Genomic DNA, 17,181 nt, shown 5'->3' on the forward strand with positions numbered 1-17,181 from the left:
TGGGTTGAGTTGCCGCCGGAAAAACCATTAGGATAAAACCTTGTTGCTGGTGGGGCTATCATGCGCGCGCTTATTTCGTTCTTTTTTTTGATAATCATCGTCTCGAATGTAGAAACGGCGTCAGCCGAAACCGGACTGCTACACTGGACGCGCGCCGATCGGGCGATTCCCTGGCGGCAAACGTCAGTCAATGCGAGTAAACCCTGGAAACTGTGCGCATTATACCCCAGCCTGAAAGATTCTTACTGGTTGTCCGTCAACTACGGGATGCAAAAAGCGGCCAAATTGTATGGCGTTGATTTAAAAGTGCTGGAAGCGAATGGCTATCGGCAACTGGCGACGCAACAACAGCAAATGATGCAGTGCCGGGAGTGGGGTGCCGACGCTATTCTGCTTGGCAGCAGTACCGATCGTTTCCCGGAGCTGGAACGGTTTGCCGGTAATGTGCCGGTTATTGAACTGGTGAACATGATTCACGATGCCAGTGTCGCAACCCGCGTTGGTCTGCCGTGGTTTCAGATGGGGTATCTGCCGGGACGTTTTCTGGTGCAGTGGAACAAAGGAAAAGCGCTTAACGTTTTACTCTTCCCGGGGCCGGAAGAAGCCGGCGGCAGTCAGGAGATGGTGGCGGGTTTTCGTCAGGCAATTAAAGGCAGCGCCATCAACATTGTGGATATCGCCTGGGGCGATAACGACATTGAAGTGCAGCGAAACTTACTCCAGGAAATGCTGGAGCGTCATCCGGACGCCAATGTGGTCGCCGGGTCGGCGATAGCGGCGGAGGCGGCGATGGGCGAAGGGCGAAATTTGACGACTCCGCTCACGATCGTCTCATTTTATCTGACGCATCAGGTTTATCGCGGTTTAAAACGCGGCCATATCCTGATGGCGCTCAGCGATCAGATGGCCTGGCAGGGAGAATTAGCGATAACGCAGTCGATTAAGGTCTTACAGGGGCAACCGGTACCTGAAAATATCAGCCCGCCGGTGCTTATTTTGACGCATAACAACGCTGACAGCGCGCGCGTTCGTCGTTCGCTATCGCCTCCGGGATTTCGGCCCGTCTATCTGTATCAATACACCTCCGAGGCTAAAAAGTAGCCTTCGCCATGCTGTGTGACCAACAGTTCCGGCGTAATTTTATGGCGTAAGCGGCGAACCAGGACATCAATCGTGCGGAGATCCGGAGTCTCTACGCGGCGGGCGGAAAGCATTCGCAGCAGGCGTTCACGATGCAGCACTTTGCCTGGGTTGGTCACAAAGGCTAGCAGTAGCTCGTACTCCGCGCGCGTAAGCTTAATGGCTTCACCATTGTGCTCCAGCGTGTGATTCATCACGTTCAGGCAGTAACCGGAAAACATATAGCAGTTTTCACTGGCATTTTGCGGCGTGGGGCGGGCCAGATCGATGCGCCACAAAAGATTTTTCACCCGTACTACCAGCTCGCGCAGTTCCAGCGGCTTGGTGACGTAGTCGTCCGCGCCCATCTCCAGTCCGACGATGCGGTCGATTTGGTCGCAACGCCCCGTCACCAGAATAATGCCCACCGTGGAGCGTTCTCGTAGCGCCCTGGTCAGCATCAACCCGTTTTCATCGGGGAGGTTGATATCCAGCAGGATCAGCGAAACGTGCTCATGCTCCATGATGTCGCGCAGGCCCGCGCCGCTGTCGGTCACCGAAACGCGATACCCCTCCTGCTCAAAATAGGCCTGTAATCTGGCCTGAGTAACAGGTTCATCCTCAACAATAACAATGTGATGTGACATCCTGCGCGCGGTCTCTTTCTGTTCATATCTGTTCATATATTGCCGTATCCCGTTCATCCTGACCAGTGACGCTGTTCATATTTGCGGAATAAGATCTGCGCATTAAACCATATAATTACAGGGGCTATTATGCGAAAACTCTGGAGAGCGCTACTCAGGCCAAGCGCCCGTTGGTCGATACTGGCGCTGGTCATTGTCGGGATTGTGATCGGCGTTGCGCTGATCGTGTTACCTCACGTCGGTATCAAACTGACCAGTACGACAGAGTTTTGCGTCAGCTGCCATAGTATGCAGCCGGTGTATCAGGAATATAAACAGTCCGTACATTTCCAGAACGCTTCCGGCGTACGCGCGGAATGCCACGATTGCCATATCCCCCCTGATATTCCAGGCATGGTGAAACGTAAGCTGGAAGCCAGCAACGATCTTTACCAGACATTTATCGCCCACTCGATTGATACCCCGGAAAAATTTGAAGCCAAACGCGCCGAGCTTGCCGAGCGTGAATGGGCGCGCATGAAAGAGAATAACTCCGCGACCTGTCGTTCCTGCCATAACTACGATGCGATGGATCACGCGAAACAGAACCCGGAAGCGGCGCGGCAAATGAAAATCGCCGCGAAAGAAAATCAGTCCTGCATCGACTGCCATAAAGGGATTGCCCACCAGCTACCGGATATGAGCAGCGGTTTCCGCAAACAGTTTGATGAACTGCGCGCCAGCGCCAGTACGCATAATGACGGCGATACGCTCTATTCGCTGGATATCAAGCCGATTTACGCCGCTAAAGGCGATAAAGAACCGGCAGGTTCGCTGTTACCTGCTTCTGAAGTGAAAGTCCTTAAACGGGACGGTGACTGGCTGCAAGTACAAATCGAAGGCTGGACGGAGACGGACGGTCGCCAGCGCGTGCTGACGCAGTTGCCCGGTAAACGTATTTTTGTCGCCTCGATTCGTGGCGATGTGCAACAGCATGTGAAAACGCTGGAAGAGACCACCGTCGCGGCGACCAATACTCAGTGGAGCAAATTACAGGCAACCGCGTGGATGCAAAAAGGCGACATGGTAAATGACATTAAACCGATTTGGGCCTATGCCGACTCCCTCTATAACGGCACCTGTAATCAGTGTCACGGCGCGCCGGACAAAGCGCACTTTGACGCTAACGGCTGGATCGGCACGCTCAACGGCATGATCGGTTTCACCAGTCTGGATAAGCGTGAAGAACGTACCTTGTTGAAATATCTCCAGATGAATGCGTCTGATACCACCAACACGCCGCACAGCGATAAGGGAGAACACAATGAAAAATAAGGACTCGTTACACGTCTCTCGTCGACGTTTTCTGGCGCAGCTTGGCGGCTTGACGGTGGCAGGAATGCTGGGGCCGTCACTACTGACGCCCCGTAGCGCCCGCGCGGCGGATGCCGCTGCGCCAGGCGCCGCGACGAAAGAGGGTATCCTTACCGGCTCTCACTGGGGGGCGATTCGCGCCACGGTGGTTGACGGTCGATTTGTGGCGGCAAAACCGTTTGAACAGGATAAATACCCGTCCAAAATGATCGCCGGTCTGCCCGATCACGTCCACAACGCGGCGCGTATTCGCTATCCGATGGTGCGCGTCGACTGGATGCGCAAAGGTCATCAAAGCGACACCTCGCAGCGCGGCGATAATCGTTTTGTGCGCGTCTCCTGGGATGAAGCGCTGGATCTGTTCTATCAGGAACTGGAGCGGGTGCAAAAAACCTACGGGCCGAGCGCGCTACTGACGGCGAGCGGCTGGCAATCTACTGGCATGTTCCATAACGCCTCCGGGATGCTGGCGCGCGCGATTGCGCTACATGGCAATAGCGTTAGCACGGGAGGGGACTATTCGACCGGCGCGGCGCAGGTGATTCTGCCGCGCGTGGTGGGTTCAATGGAAGTGTACGAGCAGCAAACGTCATGGCCTCTGGTTTTACAGAACAGTAAAACGATTGTGCTATGGGGTTCTGATATGGTGAAAAACCAGCAGGCAAACTGGTGGTGCCCGGATCACGATGTCTATCAGTACTATGAACAATTAAAAGAAAAAGTTGCCAGCGGCGCTATCTCGGTCATCAGCATCGACCCGGTCGTCACCTCCACGCACGATTATCTGGGGCGCGATAAGGTCAAACATATCGCCATTAACCCGCAGACGGATGTCCCGTTACAACTGGCGCTGGCGCATACCCTGTACAGCGAGAAACTGTACGATAAAAATTTCCTCGATAACTACTGCGTCGGTTTTGACCAGTTCCTACCCTATTTGCTGGGTGAAAAAGATGGACAGCCCAAAGATGCCGCCTGGGCGGAAAAACTGTGCGGTATTGACGCCGACACCATCCGCGCGTTGGCGCGGCAGATGGCGGGCGACAGAACGCAAATCATCGCTGGCTGGTGCGTACAACGTATGCAGCATGGCGAACAGTGGTCATGGATGGTCGTCGTGCTGGCGGCAATGCTGGGACAGATTGGTTTACCGGGCGGCGGCTTTGGTTTTGGCTGGCACTACAACGGCGCCGGGACGCCTGGTCGTAAAGGGATCATTTTAAGCGGCTTTTCCGGTTCGACGACCGTTCCGCCAGTACACGACAGCACGGATTACAAAGGCTACAGCAGCACCATTCCTATTGCGCGTTTTATGGATGCCATTCTTGAACCGGGCAAGGTCATTAACTGGAACGGCAAATCGGTTAAATTACCGCCGCTGAAGATGTGCGTGTTCGCCGGGACCAACCCGTTCCACCGACACCAACAAATTAACCGCATAATTGAAGGCTGGCGCAAGCTGGAAACGGTCATCGCTATTGATAACCAGTGGACGTCGACCTGCCGCTTTGCGGATATCGTTTTGCCGGCTACCACCCAATTTGAGCGTAACGACCTCGATCAGTTCGGCAACCACTCTAACCGCGGCATTATCGCCATGAAACAGGTGGTGTCGCCGCAGTTTGAAGCGCGTAACGACTTTGATATTTTCCGCGATCTCTGCCGACGCTTTAACCGTGAAGCGGCATTCACGGAAGGTCTTGATGAAATGGGCTGGCTGAAACGCATCTGGCAGGAAGGGAGCCAGCAGGGAAAAGGTCGCGGTATCCACTTACCGACTTTCGAGGTGTTCTGGAATCAACAGGAGTACATCGAGTTTGATCATCCGCAGATGTTTGTGCGCCATCAGGCTTTCCGTGAAGATCCGGACCTGGAGCCGTTGGGCACGCCAAGCGGTTTGATCGAGATTTACTCCAAAACGATCGCCGACATGCAATACGACGATTGTCAGGGCCATCCCATGTGGTTCGAAAAAATCGAACGCTCGCATGGCGGGCCGGGATCGCAGCGCTGGCCGCTGCACTTACAATCCGTCCACCCTGATTTCCGTCTGCATTCCCAACTGTGCGAGTCGGAAGCGCTGCGTCAGCAATATGCCGTTGGCGGCAAGGAGCCGGTCTTTATTAACCCACAGGATGCCAGCGCGCGCGGGATCCGCAACGGTGACATCGTGCGGGTATTCAATGCACGCGGGCAGGTACTGGCGGGGGCGGTAGTTTCCGATCGCTATGCGCCGGGCGTGGCGCGAATTCATGAAGGCGCCTGGTACGATCCTGATAAAGGCGGCGACATCAATGCGTTGTGTAAGTACGGCAACCCTAACGTATTAACGCTGGATATCGGTACATCACAGCTCGCGCAGGCGACCAGCGCGCATACGACGCTGGTGGAAATTGAAAAATATACCGGCCCTATTGATAACGTCACGGCGTTTAACGGTCCGGTCGAGATGGTCGCGCAGTGTGAATATGTACCCGCATCGCAGGGGAATCCGCATGAATAAGCAGCCAGCGCTTGCTCAGGAACAGTACGCCTGCGTATATGCATGGCTGGCGTTACTCTTTTTCCGGGAAGTGGATGATGAAGGGTTAATACAATTACAGTCCGCGGAAATCGCGGACTGGCTGGCGCTGTTAAAGCGTCAGCCTGCGCTGGCGGCGTCGGTGGCGTTACTCGAACAAAAAATTGCCGCGCTTAGCCTACGCCAGGATGCGCAGCTGGAGCTGGCCGCAGATTTTTGCGGATTGTTCCTGATGACGGATAAAAAATCGGCCTTGCCCTACGCCTCGCAATACCCGCAGCAGGAACCCGGCATGATTAAACATTTATTGCTTGAAGCCGGGATGGAGGTCAACGACGATTTTAAAGAGCCGACCGACCACCTGGCGATTTATCTGGAATTACTCAGCCATTTACATTTTTCATTGGGTGAATCGTTCCAACAACGGAGAATGAATAAATTACGCCAGAAAACATTGTCGTCATTACTGGAATGGCTTCCGGAATTTACAAATAATTGCTTTAAGCATGATTCCTATGGTTTTTATGCTGCGTTAAGTCAATTATTGTTGGCTATCGTTCGTTTTGATGACGGAAAAGAGGATTTATCCATTGTTGCGGCTGAATAAACCCTGTGACGGGCATCGCAAAATAAATCTTACGATAGTCGGGGGTTATCATATCTATAGGTTTAGCCAATTGTAATTATTGATACCAATCAATATCCATGATGGGTTTGTATTTAGTATTGACGGGCCTCATGAGTAAAAAAATAAAATTTAATTAATCATGCCGCAATACCCCATAAGGATAGTGATATGAAAAAAATTACCCTCTATGCGACAACGGTTATCACCGTTGGGCTGTTATGTTATTTAGGTTTGTCCGGGTATGTATGGTATTACGACAAACAGCGCAGTAAAAAAAGCGATGTGCAGGCCTCGGTTGTGGGTGAAAATAATAAAATACTGGGTTATTTCAGGGAGAAAGGATGTGATTATTGTCATACGCCTTCCGCTGAATTACCTTTTTATTCCTCTTTTCCGGTGGCAAAGCAGCTAATGGATTACGATATCCAGCTCGGCTACAAATCGTTTAACCTGGAGGCGGTACGGGCCGCCCTGATTGCGGATACGCCGGTGCCGCAAAGCGAACTGAATAAAATTGAATGGGTTATGCAACATCAGACTATGCCGCCAACCCGCTATGTCGCGCTGCACTGGGCGGGGGGCGTCAGCGATAAAGAGCGTACTGACATCCTGAACTGGATAGCCGATCAGCGTGAGCGCAACTATGCCAGCGCCGATACCGACGCCGCGCACCGGAATGAACCCGTTCAGCCTATTCCGCGCAATATTCCCGTCGATGCGAAAAAAGTCGACTTAGGTTTCCGTCTTTATCATGATGAACGTTTATCCGGCGACAGCACAATATCCTGTGCGCATTGTCACGCGTTAAATGCGGGCGGTGTCGATGGCAGAAAAACCTCAATTGGCGTTGGCGGTGCGGTAGGACCAATAAATGCGCCGACGGTATTCAACTCCGTATTTAATATCGAACAATTTTGGGATGGTCGTGCTGCAACCCTGCAGGAGCAAGCAGGCGGACCGCCGTTAAATCCTATTGAAATGGCTTCTAAATCCTGGGATGAAATTATTAGCAAGCTTGATAAAGATCCTGTCCTGAAAAAAGATTTCCAGGCGGTTTATCCGCAAGGATTTACCGGGGAAAATATTACTGATGCGATCGCCGAATTCGAAAAAACGTTGATAACGCCGGATTCCGCCTTTGATAAATGGCTACGTGGAGATGAAAATGCGCTGACCGCGCAACAGAAACACGGTTATCAATTATTTAAAGAGAATAAATGTGCAACCTGTCACGGCGGTATCATTTTAGGCGGGCGCTCTTTTGAACCATTGGGATTAAAGCGAGACTTTAATTTTGGTGAAATTACCGCAGCGGATATTGGTCGTATGAACGTCACCAAAGAGGTTCGCGATAAATTACGGCAAAAAGTCCCAGGCTTACGCAACGTCGCGTTAACAGCGCCTTATTTCCATCGGGGCGACGTACCGACGCTGGATGGCGCGGTAAAACTGATGCTGCGTTACCAGGTTGGCACCGATCTGCCGCAAAACGATATTGACGATATCGTCGCCTTCCTGGAAAGCCTGACCGGTGTTTATACGCCATATCAACCTGAATATGCGCAATGACAATGATGCTTGAAGCCAGAGATCTGTACTGCGAGCGGGACGAGAGGACGCTGTTCAGCGGGCTGTCGTTCACCGTGGACGCCGGGGAGTGGGTGCAGGTCACCGGCGGCAACGGCGCGGGAAAAACCACCCTGCTGCGCCTGCTGACCGGGCTGGCGCGCCCGGACGGCGGGGAGGTGTACTGGCAGGGCGAACCCCTGCGCCGCGTGCGCGACAGCTTCCATTCCGGCCTGCTGTGGATAGGGCACCAGCCGGGGATTAAATCCCGCCTGACGGCGCGGGAGAACCTGCACTTCTTCCACCCCGGCGACGGCGCGCGCCTCCCGGAGGCGCTGGCGCAGGCCGGGCTGGCGGGATTTGAGGACGTGCCGGTCGCCCGGCTCTCGGCCGGGCAGCAGCGCCGGGTGGCGCTGGCCCGCCTGTGGCTGACCCGCGCCGCGCTGTGGGTACTCGACGAGCCGTTCACCGCCATTGACGTTAACGGCGTGGCGCGCCTCACCCGGCGGATGGCGGCGCACACGGCGCAGGGCGGGATGGTCATTCTCACCACCCACCAGCCGCTGCCGGGGGCCGCGGACACCGTCCGCCGCCTGGCGCTGACCGGCGGGGAGGCAGGGCTGTGATGTGGCGTGTCTTCTGTCTCGAGCTGCGCGTGGCGTTCCGCCACGGCGCGGACATCGCCGGCCCGCTGTGGTTCTTCCTGATGGTCATCACCCTGTTTCCGTTAAGCGTCGGGCCGCAGCCGCAGCTGCTGGCGCGTATCGCGCCGGGCATCATCCAGGTGGCGGCGCTGCTGGCCTCGCTGCTGGCGCTGGAGCGGCTGTTTCGCGACGACCTGCAGGACGGCAGCCTGGAGCAGCTGATGCTGCTGCCGGTGCCGCTGCCGGCGGTGGTGCTGGCGAAGGTGCTGGCCCACTGGGCGGTGACCGGCCTGCCGCTGATTATGCTCTCCCCGCTGGTGGCGCTGCTGCTGGGGATGGACGTGTACGGCTGGAAAATCATGGCGCTGACGCTGCTGCTCGGCACGCCGGCGCTGGGGTTTCTCGCCGCGCCGGGCGTCGGGCTGACGGCCGGCCTGCGGCGCGGCGGTGTCCTGCTGGGCATTCTGGTGCTGCCGCTGAGTGTCCCGGTGCTGATTTTCGCCGCTGCGGCGATGGACGCGGCATCGATGCATTTACCCGCTGACGGCTATCTGGCGGTGCTGGGGGCGCTGCTGGCGGGCAGCGCAACGTTAAGCCCGTTCGCCACCGCAGCGGCGCTGCGCCTCAGCGTGCAGTAGCGCCCCGGCGCGACGGACATTTTACTGGTTTCAGGAGGTCAGGTGACGACTATGTGGAAAACCCTTCATCAGCTGGCGGCGCCGCCCCGGCTGTATCAGATTTGCGGCAGGCTCGTGCCGTGGCTGGCGGCGGCCGGCATCATCGCGCTGGCCACCGGCTGGATCCGGGGCTTTGGTTTCGCCCCGGCGGACTACCAGCAGGGGGAGGGCTACCGCATTATGTACCTGCATGTCCCGGCGGCCATCTGGTCAATGGGTATCTATGCGGCGATGGCGGTGGCGGCGTTTACCGGGCTGGTCTGGCAGATGAAAATGGCCAGCCTTGCCGTCGCGGCGATGGCGCCGGTGGGGGCGGTGTACACCTTCATCGCGCTGGTCACCGGCGCGGCGTGGGGCAAACCGATGTGGGGCACCTGGTGGGTGTGGGACGCGCGCCTGACCTCGGAGCTGGTGCTGCTGTTTCTCTACGCCGGGGTCATCGCCCTGTGGCACGCCTTTGACGACCGTAAAATGGCCGGGCGCGCGGCGGGCATTCTGGTGCTGGTCGGCGTGGTGAACCTGCCGGTTATCCACTATTCCGTCGAGTGGTGGAACACCCTGCACCAGGGCTCGACGCAGATGCAGCAGAGTATCGACCCGGCGATGCGCTCGCCGCTGCGCTGGGCCATCGCCGGCTACCTGCTGCTCTTTATGACGCTGTCGCTGATGCGGATGCGCAACCTGATTTTACTGATGGAAAAACGCCGCCCGTGGGTGAGCGAACTGATACTGAAAAGGGGGCACCGGTGAGTCCGGCATTTTCATCGTGGAGCGATTTTTTCGCCATGGGCGGGTACGCCTTTTTTGTCTGGCTGGCGGTGGCGATGACCGTGGCGCCGCTGGCGCTGCTGGCGCTGCACACGGTGCTGCAGCGCCGGGCCATTCTGCGCGGCGTGGCGCAGCAGCGGGCGCGCGAGGCGCGGATGCGTGCCGCACAGGCGCAACAGGAGGCGGCGTGAACCTGCGACGTAAAAACCGGCTATGGGTGGTCTGCGCGGTGCTGGCAGGCCTGGCGCTGACCACCGCCCTGGTCCTGTACGCGCTGCGCGCGAATATCGACCTGTTCTATACCCCCGGCGAAATTCTCTACGGCAAGCGCGAGACGCAGCAGCTGCCGGCGGCGGGCCAGCGCCTGCGCGTCGGCGGGATGGTGATGCCCGGCAGCGTCAGGCGCGACCCGGACTCGCTGAAGGTGAACTTCAGCCTCTACGACGCCGAGGGGTCGGTGACGGTGAGCTATGAGGGGATACTGCCGGACCTGTTCCGCGAGGGGCAGGGGGTGGTGGTGCAGGGCACCCTGGAGAAGGGCAACCACGTCCTGGCGCAGGAGGTGCTGGCCAAGCATGACGAGAACTACACCCCGCCGGAAGTGGAAAAGGCGATGCAGGAAAACCACCGCCGCCCGCAACGCGCTGATAAGGACACCTCATCATGATGCCTGAATACGGCACCGCGCTGCTGTGCCTGGCGCTCGGCGTGGCGCTGCTGCTGTCCGTTTACCCGCTGTGGGGCGTGGCGCGCGGCGACGCGCGGATGATGGCGTCGGCCGGGGTGTTCGCCTGGCTGCTGTTCATCTGCGTGGCGGGCGCGTTTTTCGTGCTGGTGCACGCCTTTGTGGTTAACGACTTCACCGTGGCCTATGTCGCCGGCAACTCGAACACGCAGCTGCCGGTGTGGTACCGGGTGGCCGCCACCTGGGGAGCGCACGAGGGCTCGCTGCTGCTGTGGGTGCTGCTGATGAGCGGCTGGACCCTGGCGGTGGCGGTGTTCAGCCGGCGGGTGCCGGCGGATATCGTCGCCCGGGTGCTGGCGGTGATGGGAATGGTCTGCGCCGGTTTTCTGGTGTTCATCCTGTTCACTTCCAGCCCGTTCGCCCGCACGCTGCCGGCCTTTCCGGTGGAGGGGCGCGACCTGAACCCGCTGCTGCAGGACCCGGGGCTGATTTTCCACCCGCCGCTGCTGTACATGGGCTATGTCGGCTTCTCGGTGGCCTTCGCCTTCGCCATCGCCGCGCTGCTGAGCGGGCGTCTGGACAGCGCGTTCGCCCGTTTTGCCCGCCCGTGGACGCTGGCGGCGTGGGTGTTCCTGACGCTGGGCATCGTGCTCGGCTCGGCGTGGGCCTACTACGAGCTGGGCTGGGGCGGCTGGTGGTTCTGGGACCCGGTGGAGAACGCCTCCTTTATGCCGTGGCTGGCGGGTACCGCCCTGCTGCACTCGCTGGCGGTCACGGAACAGCGCGCCGGCTTTAAGGCGTGGACGCTGCTGCTGTCCATCTGCGCCTTCTCGCTGTGCCTGCTGGGCACCTTCCTGGTGCGCTCCGGGGTGCTGGTGTCGGTGCACGCCTTCGCCTCCGACCCGGCGCGCGGGATGTTTATCCTCGCCTTTATGGTGCTGGTCACCGGCGGCTCGCTGCTGCTGTTCGCCGTGCGCGGGCACAGGGTGCGTTCGCGGGTGAACAACACGCTGTGGTCGCGCGAGTCGCTGCTGCTCGGCAACAACGTCCTGCTGATGGCCGCCATGCTGGTGGTGCTGCTGGGCACCCTGCTGCCGCTGGTGCACAAACAGCTGGGGCTGGGCAGCATTTCGGTGGGGGAGCCGTTCTTTAACACCATGTTCACCTGGCTGATGGTCCCCTTTGCCCTGCTGCTGGGGGTGGGGCCGCTGGTGCGCTGGGGCCGGGACCGGCCGCGTAACATCAGGGCGCTGCTGCTCACCGCCCTGGTCTCCACCCTGGCGCTGTCGGTACTGCTGCCGTGGCTGTTGCAGGACCGCATCGCCGCCATGGCGGTGGCCGGGATGGCGATGGCCTGCTGGATTACGGTGCTGGCGGTGGCCGAAGCCGTACAGCGCGTGTCCCGCGGCACGAAAACCTCTCTCAGCTACTGGGGAATGGTGGCGGCGCACCTCGGGCTGGCGGTGACGATTACCGGCATCGCCTTCAGCCAGAATTACAGCGTGGAGCGTGACGTGCGGATGCGGGCGGGCGACAGCGTGACCATTCACGACTACCGCTTCACCTTCCGGGAGGTGCGGGACATCACCGGCCCCAACTACCGCGGCGGGGTGGCCCTCATCGGGGTGACGCGCCACGGCGAGCCGGAGGCGGTGCTGCACGCGGAGAAACGGCTCTACAACACCAGCCGGATGGTGATGACCGAGGCGGCGATTGACGGCGGGCTGACCCGCGACCTGTACGCCGCGCTCGGGGAGGAGCTGGACAACGGCGCGTGGGCCGTGCGCCTGTACTACAAACCGTTTGTCCGCTGGATATGGGCCGGGGGGCTGCTGATGGCGCTGGGCGGGCTGCTGTGCCTGGCGGACCCGCGCTACCGCCGCCGTAAACCATTGCCGGAGGCCGGATGAAACGCAACGTACTGTTATTACCGCTGCTGATTTTTCTGCTGATTGCCGCGGCGCTGCTGTGGCAGCTGGCGCGCAACGCGCAGGGCGATGACCCGACGAATCTCGAATCGGCGCTGACCGGAAAGCCGGTGCCGGCGTTCCGCCTGGAATCGCTGGAGACGCCGGGTCAGTACTATGAGGCGGAGGTGCTGACGCAGGGGAAACCGGTGCTGCTTAACGTCTGGGCCACCTGGTGCCCGACCTGCCGCGCCGAACATCAGTACCTGAACCAGCTTTCTGCGCAGGGTATCCGGGTGGTCGGGCTGAACTATAAGGACGACCGGGCGAAGGCGGTGGCCTGGTTAAAAGAACTGGGCAACCCGTATGCGCTGAGTTTATCGGACAGCGACGGGATGCTGGGGCTGGACCTGGGCGTGTACGGCGCGCCGGAAACCTTCCTCATCGACGGCAGGGGGATTATCCGCTACCGCCATGCGGGCGATTTGAATGCCCGGGTATGGGAAAGTGAACTGAAACCGCTGTGGGACAGATACAGCCGGGAGGCGGCGCAATGAGACTGTTACCGGGCATGGTGATGCTGATGCTGGCGCTGGTTATCGCCGGGTCAGCGCGGGCGACCACCGACGTGATGCCGTTTAAAGATGAAGCACAGGAGCAGCAGTTCCGCCAGCTCACGGAGCAGCTGCGCTGCCCGAAATGCCAGAACAACAGCATTGCGGACTCGAACGCGATGATAGCCACCGACATGCGCCGCAGGGTGTATGACCTGATGCAGGAGGGGAAGAGCCGCCAGGAAATCATCGATTACATGGTGGCGCGCTACGGCCACTTTGTCACCTACGACCCGCCGCTGACCCCGCTGACGGTGCTGCTGTGGGTGCTGCCGCTGGCCGCCATCGTGGCGGGCGGGTGGATAATCGTTGCCCGCACGCGCCGGCGGGTGCGTATCAGACAGGACGTCCTGGCTGACGCCATTCCGGCGGCGGGACCACGCGCAGGGGTGGGGGTGTATCTTCCGGGCGTGGTTATGGCGCTGGTCGTGGCCGCCATCAGTTACTCACAGACCGGCAGCTATCAGCAGGTCAGGGCCTGGCAGCAGGCGACGGCGCAGACGCCCGGGCTGCTGGCGCGGGCGCTGGACCCGCAGGCGCAGCCGCTGAATGAAGAGGAGATGGCGCGGCTGGCGCTGGGGCTGCGCACCCGCCTGCAGAATGATGCCGGCAATGTTGAGGGCTGGCTCATGCTGGGGCGCATCGGTATGGTACTGGGTAATGCCGGTACCGCCACCGGGGCGTATGCGAACGCCTGTCGCCTGGACCCGAAAAACAGCGATGCGGCGCTGGGCTACGCGGAGGCGCTGACGCGCTCGTCCGACCCGGAGGATAACCGCCGCGGCGGGGAGCTGCTGCGCCGGCTGGTGAGCCGCGACCACACGGATATCCGGGTGTTAAGCCTGTATGCGTTCAGCGCCTTTGAGCAGCAGCGCTTTGGCGAGGCGGTGGCGGCCTGGGAGATGATGCTGAAGCTGCTGCCGGCGGGTGACGCCCGGCGGGCGGTGATAGAGCGCAGTATCCGGCTGGCGCAGGAGAAATAATGCCCTGACGGCCCGGTGGCGTGGCGCCACCGGGCCTGGCTATCTCAACGATACGCTAAAGCCTGAAAGTAAAGCCCGTGTGAAGTATGATGGCGAGCATCGTCTCTTATCAGGACATCCCATGAAACAAATCACCTTTACGCCGCGCCATCACCAGCTTACCAACACCAATACCTGGACACCTGACAGCCAGTGGCTGGTCTTTGATGTGCGGCCTTCAGGCGCGTCATTTACGGGCAAGACTATTGAGCGTGTCAATGTGCATACCGGCGACGTGGAGGTGATTTATCGCGCCGTGCAGGGCGCGCATGTCGGCGTGGTGACGGTGCATCCTGCCGACAATCACTATGTGTTTATTCATGGCCCTGAAAACCCTGATGAGACGTGGCATTACGATTTTCACCACCGCCGGGGCGTTATTGCAACGCCGAGGGGCGTGACTAACCTCGATGCGATGGATATTACTGCGCCGTATACTCCCGGCGCGCTGCGCGGCGGCAGCCACGTCCATGTATTTAGCCCGAACGGCGAGCTGGTGAGTTTTACCTATAATGACCACGTTCTGCATGAGCGAGATCCGGCGCTGGATCTGCGTAATGTCGGCGTGGCTGTGCCGTATGGGCCGGTTACGGTACCGGCTCAGCATCCGCGCGAATACAGCGGTAGCTACTGGTGCGTACTGGTTAGCCGCACGACGCCTGCGCCGAGACCTGGCAGCGATGACATTAACCGCGCCTATGAAGAGGGCTGGGTGGGCAACCGCCAGATCGCCTTTATTGGCGATACGCTGTCGCTGACGGGCAAAAAAGTCCCGGAGCTGTTTATTGTCGATTTACCGTGTCATGAAAACGGCTGGAAACAGGCAGGCGACACGCCGCTGACGGGAACCGAATCAACGATGCCATCGCCGCCGTTGGGCGTAGTTCAGCGGCGTCTTACCTTTACTCACCAGCGTGTTTACCCTGGGCTCACTAACGAACCACGCCACTGGGTCCGCAGTAATCCGCAGGCGACGGCGATCGCCTTTTTGATGCGAGACGATAACGGCGTAGCGCAACTGTGGCTGATATCGCCGCAGGGAGGCGAGCCCCGGCAGTTAACGCATCATGCGACCGGCGTACAGTCAGCGTTTAACTGGCATCCGTCGGGTAAATGGCTGGGACTGGTGCTGGAAAATCGGATTGCCTGCTGCGACGCACAAAGTGGGAGGATCGACTTCTTAACCGCCAGGCACGACAACCCGCCGTCTGCGGACGCCGTCGTTTTTTCACCAGATGGGCGACACGTCGCATGGATGGAAGAGGTGAAAGGGTTCCGTCAGCTATGGGTGACGGAAACCGGGCGATAGATCAGGGAGGAGGCATCTTCGCCGGGGGGATGACGGCATTGGTCATTTTCGTCTCCTCCTCGCTTTTCTCTACGCGCGATCTTACCGAACTGTCTTTGCGGAAGATGTCCCACGGCAGAAGGATCGTATCCATCACGGCGGTAAATGGCATATCCAGGATGGCCAACGATTTGGTGCCCCAGTTTGTCTCATCGTTACCGATCATCGTAGCGCTGGCGCGCGTGCCAGGATAAGTACCCTCTTTACCGCCGGTGTGCGACATGACGCTTGAACAACCGCCTAATAAAAGCATCCCATTCCATATTATCAGCGTTAACAACACGTTTTTTATCATCACTCATTCATCTGTTGGTTGTCGTTATTTGCATGATGAGTTATAGCGATCCGTTGCTAAAAATAACATCACCAGTACGTGGCACTGTGGCGGTAATCGCACTTTAACAATCAGTGCTGTCCCAACCAGTCTATGCAATAGCCAATAAACTGCAAAAAAAAGTCGGATTAAAATACTTGAAAAGTACGTATTCAGACCCATTTATAAGACGTAGTGAATAGAAGGGCACGCCTGATGGGTGTTCTGGCAATCCTGGCCTGTCCATGATGGAAGGTCTGACATTCTCGCTGATTTCAGGAGTTTATGATTATGCGTAACTTTGATTTATCCCCGCTGTACCGTTCTGCCATTGGTTTTGACCGTCTGTTTAACCTGCTTGAAAATAACCAAAGCCAAAGTAATGGCGGCTACCCTCCGTACAACGTTGAGCTGGTAGACGAAAACCACTACCGCATCGCCATTGCCGTTGCCGGTTTCGCGGAAAGCGAACTGGAGATTACTGCCCAGGATAATTTACTGGTGGTAAAAGGCGCTCATGCGGACGAGCAGAAAGAGCGTACTTACCTGTATCAGGGCATTGCCGAGCGTAACTTTGAACGTAAGTTCCAGTTAGCGGAGAACATTCACGTTCGCGGCGCAAACCTGGTCAACGGGCTGCTGTATATCGAACTGGAGCGCGTGATTCCGGAAGCGAACAAACCGCGCCGTATCGAAATTAACTGATTCCGTCGGGTCGCGTTGCGCGGCCTGTCATCCCATGCTCGCCGTCAGGGAGCATATTCGCACGTAAAGTGTGAAGGTAAAAACTCGCTTCTTAGAAGGAGAAATGATTATGCGTAACTACGATTTATCCCCACTGCTGCGTCAATGGATCGGTTTTGACAAGCTGGCCAATGCGCTGCAAAACAGCGGCGAAAGCCAGAGCTTCCCGCCCTATAACATCGAAAAAAGCGACGATAACCATTATCGCATTACCTTAGCGTTAGCCGGTTTCCGTCAGGAAGATCTGGATATTCAACTGGAAGGCACGCGCCTGACGGTGAAAGGCACGCCGGAACAGCCGGAAAACGAGCCCAAATGGTTACATCAGGGCCTGGTCATGCAGCCTTTTAGCCTGAGCTTTACGCTGGCTGAGAATATGGAAGTTTCCGGCGCGACGTTTACCAACGGCCTGCTGCATATTGATTTAACCCGCAACGAGCCGGAAACCATTGCGCCGCAGCGTATCGCCATTAACGAACGCTCCGCATTAAATAGCTAATGAGCTCCTTGCCTTGCCCCGCCAGAGATGGCGGGGCTTTTTTGTGCCACGAAAAAGGGTAAGACGCTGCCGAAGTCAGGACGTCTGGGCGGTTTTGTAACATGAGAATGTGCGCCATGCTGTATA

Annotated in this window: 18 protein-coding genes and 1 other annotated feature; of the genes, 16 read left to right on the forward strand and 2 right to left on the reverse strand. The window is 58.3% G+C overall.

The genetic code is table 11. From position 1 onward, the window contains the following. Positions 1-60: 60 nt before the first annotated feature. The gene (gene torT / locus LCS67_RS00065) at positions 61-1,101 is read left to right on the forward strand and encodes a TMAO reductase system periplasmic protein TorT (protein WP_001202035.1); all 1,041 of its coding nucleotides are present in this window, start codon (positions 61-63) and stop codon (positions 1,099-1,101) included. On the opposite strand, the gene torR is transcribed toward torT, so the two are convergent. Then, positions 1,074-1,766, reverse strand: coding sequence for a two-component system response regulator TorR (gene torR, locus LCS67_RS00070; RefSeq protein WP_001562512.1), 693 nt, complete (start codon positions 1,764-1,766; stop codon positions 1,074-1,076). The two genes, torT and torR, sit on opposite strands and share 28 nt — an antisense overlap. A gap of 129 nt (positions 1,767-1,895) precedes the next feature. On the opposite strand from torR, the gene torC reads away from it, so the two are divergent. The 13 genes from torC (at position 1,896) to LCS67_RS00135 (ending at position 15,460) form a co-directional block, all read left to right on the forward strand. After that, on the forward strand, positions 1,896-3,080 hold the full coding sequence (gene torC, locus LCS67_RS00075; RefSeq protein ID WP_001230254.1) for a pentaheme c-type cytochrome TorC: 1,185 nt from the start codon (positions 1,896-1,898) through the stop codon (positions 3,078-3,080). Further along, a complete protein-coding gene (gene torA, locus LCS67_RS00080; protein ID WP_000790661.1) occupies positions 3,070-5,622 on the forward strand; it encodes a trimethylamine-N-oxide reductase TorA in 2,553 nt (850 codons plus the stop codon). The genes torC and torA overlap by 11 nt, the downstream gene beginning before the upstream one ends. After that, the gene (gene torD / locus LCS67_RS00085; protein ID WP_001041512.1) at positions 5,615-6,247 is read left to right on the forward strand and encodes a molecular chaperone TorD; all 633 of its coding nucleotides are present in this window, start codon (positions 5,615-5,617) and stop codon (positions 6,245-6,247) included. The genes torA and torD overlap by 8 nt, the downstream gene beginning before the upstream one ends. A 189-nt stretch (positions 6,248-6,436) precedes the next feature. Beyond that, positions 6,437-7,837: a cytochrome-c peroxidase gene (locus LCS67_RS00090; RefSeq protein WP_000724469.1), complete on the forward strand. Its 1,401-nt coding sequence runs from the start codon at positions 6,437-6,439 to the stop codon at positions 7,835-7,837. Positions 7,838-7,842: 5 nt separating this feature from the next. Continuing rightward, entirely contained in the window at positions 7,843-8,460 is a 618-nt protein-coding gene (gene ccmA / locus LCS67_RS00095) for a cytochrome c biogenesis heme-transporting ATPase CcmA (protein ID WP_076167067.1), read from the forward strand. Continuing rightward, positions 8,457-9,116, forward strand: a complete 660-nt coding sequence (ccmB, locus tag LCS67_RS00100; RefSeq protein WP_000990033.1) for a heme exporter protein CcmB — start codon at positions 8,457-8,459, stop codon at positions 9,114-9,116. The genes ccmA and ccmB overlap by 4 nt, the downstream gene beginning before the upstream one ends. Before the next feature lie 51 nt (positions 9,117-9,167). Next, positions 9,168-9,905, forward strand: coding sequence for a heme ABC transporter permease (locus tag LCS67_RS00105; RefSeq protein ID WP_031571853.1), 738 nt, complete (start codon positions 9,168-9,170; stop codon positions 9,903-9,905). Continuing rightward, complete coding sequence (ccmD, locus tag LCS67_RS00110) at positions 9,902-10,114, forward strand: heme exporter protein CcmD (protein WP_000074110.1); 213 nt, start codon at positions 9,902-9,904, stop codon at positions 10,112-10,114. The genes LCS67_RS00105 and ccmD overlap by 4 nt, the downstream gene beginning before the upstream one ends. After that, positions 10,111-10,590: a cytochrome c maturation protein CcmE gene (gene ccmE, locus LCS67_RS00115; RefSeq protein ID WP_001053601.1), complete on the forward strand. Its 480-nt coding sequence runs from the start codon at positions 10,111-10,113 to the stop codon at positions 10,588-10,590. The genes ccmD and ccmE overlap by 4 nt, the downstream gene beginning before the upstream one ends. Beyond that, entirely contained in the window at positions 10,587-12,518 is a 1,932-nt protein-coding gene (locus LCS67_RS00120) for a heme lyase CcmF/NrfE family subunit (RefSeq protein ID WP_031571846.1), read from the forward strand. Before ccmE ends, LCS67_RS00120 begins: the two co-directional genes overlap by 4 nt. Beyond that, positions 12,515-13,072, forward strand: a complete 558-nt coding sequence (dsbE, locus tag LCS67_RS00125) for a thiol:disulfide interchange protein DsbE (RefSeq protein WP_000828293.1) — start codon at positions 12,515-12,517, stop codon at positions 13,070-13,072. Before LCS67_RS00120 ends, dsbE begins: the two co-directional genes overlap by 4 nt. Beyond that, positions 13,069-14,112, forward strand: a complete 1,044-nt coding sequence (locus tag LCS67_RS00130; RefSeq protein WP_031571841.1) for a cytochrome c-type biogenesis protein CcmH — start codon at positions 13,069-13,071, stop codon at positions 14,110-14,112. Before dsbE ends, LCS67_RS00130 begins: the two co-directional genes overlap by 4 nt. A 121-nt stretch (positions 14,113-14,233) precedes the next feature. Then, positions 14,234-15,460 carry a DUF3748 domain-containing protein gene (locus LCS67_RS00135; protein WP_024798146.1) on the forward strand — a complete coding sequence of 409 codons (1,227 nt, stop codon included), beginning with the start codon at positions 14,234-14,236 and terminating at the stop codon, positions 15,458-15,460. A 1-nt stretch (position 15,461) separates the two neighbouring features. Here the strand turns inward: LCS67_RS00135 and LCS67_RS00140 are convergent, their stop codons facing one another. After that, on the reverse strand, positions 15,462-15,794 hold the full coding sequence (locus tag LCS67_RS00140; RefSeq protein ID WP_001543704.1) for a YceK/YidQ family lipoprotein: 333 nt from the start codon (positions 15,792-15,794) through the stop codon (positions 15,462-15,464). Positions 15,795-16,036: 242 nt separating this feature from the next. Beyond that, positions 16,037-16,110, forward strand: a sequence feature (ROSE (Repression Of Heat Shock gene Expression) occurs in the 5'-region of heat shock genes and acts as an RNA thermometer to modulate expression.). On the opposite strand from LCS67_RS00140, the gene ibpA reads away from it, so the two are divergent. Beyond that, the gene (gene ibpA, locus LCS67_RS00145; protein ID WP_001532742.1) at positions 16,104-16,517 is read left to right on the forward strand and encodes a small heat shock chaperone IbpA; all 414 of its coding nucleotides are present in this window, start codon (positions 16,104-16,106) and stop codon (positions 16,515-16,517) included. It overlaps the preceding feature by 7 nt. A gap of 109 nt (positions 16,518-16,626) precedes the next feature. Continuing rightward, positions 16,627-17,055, forward strand: a complete 429-nt coding sequence (gene ibpB, locus LCS67_RS00150; protein ID WP_001246919.1) for a small heat shock chaperone IbpB — start codon at positions 16,627-16,629, stop codon at positions 17,053-17,055. Positions 17,056-17,181: the final 126 nt, after the last annotated feature.

This window comes from Salmonella sp. A7 (assembly GCF_020181675.1).
Taxonomy (GTDB): Bacteria; Pseudomonadota; Gammaproteobacteria; order Enterobacterales; family Enterobacteriaceae; genus Salmonella; species Salmonella enterica.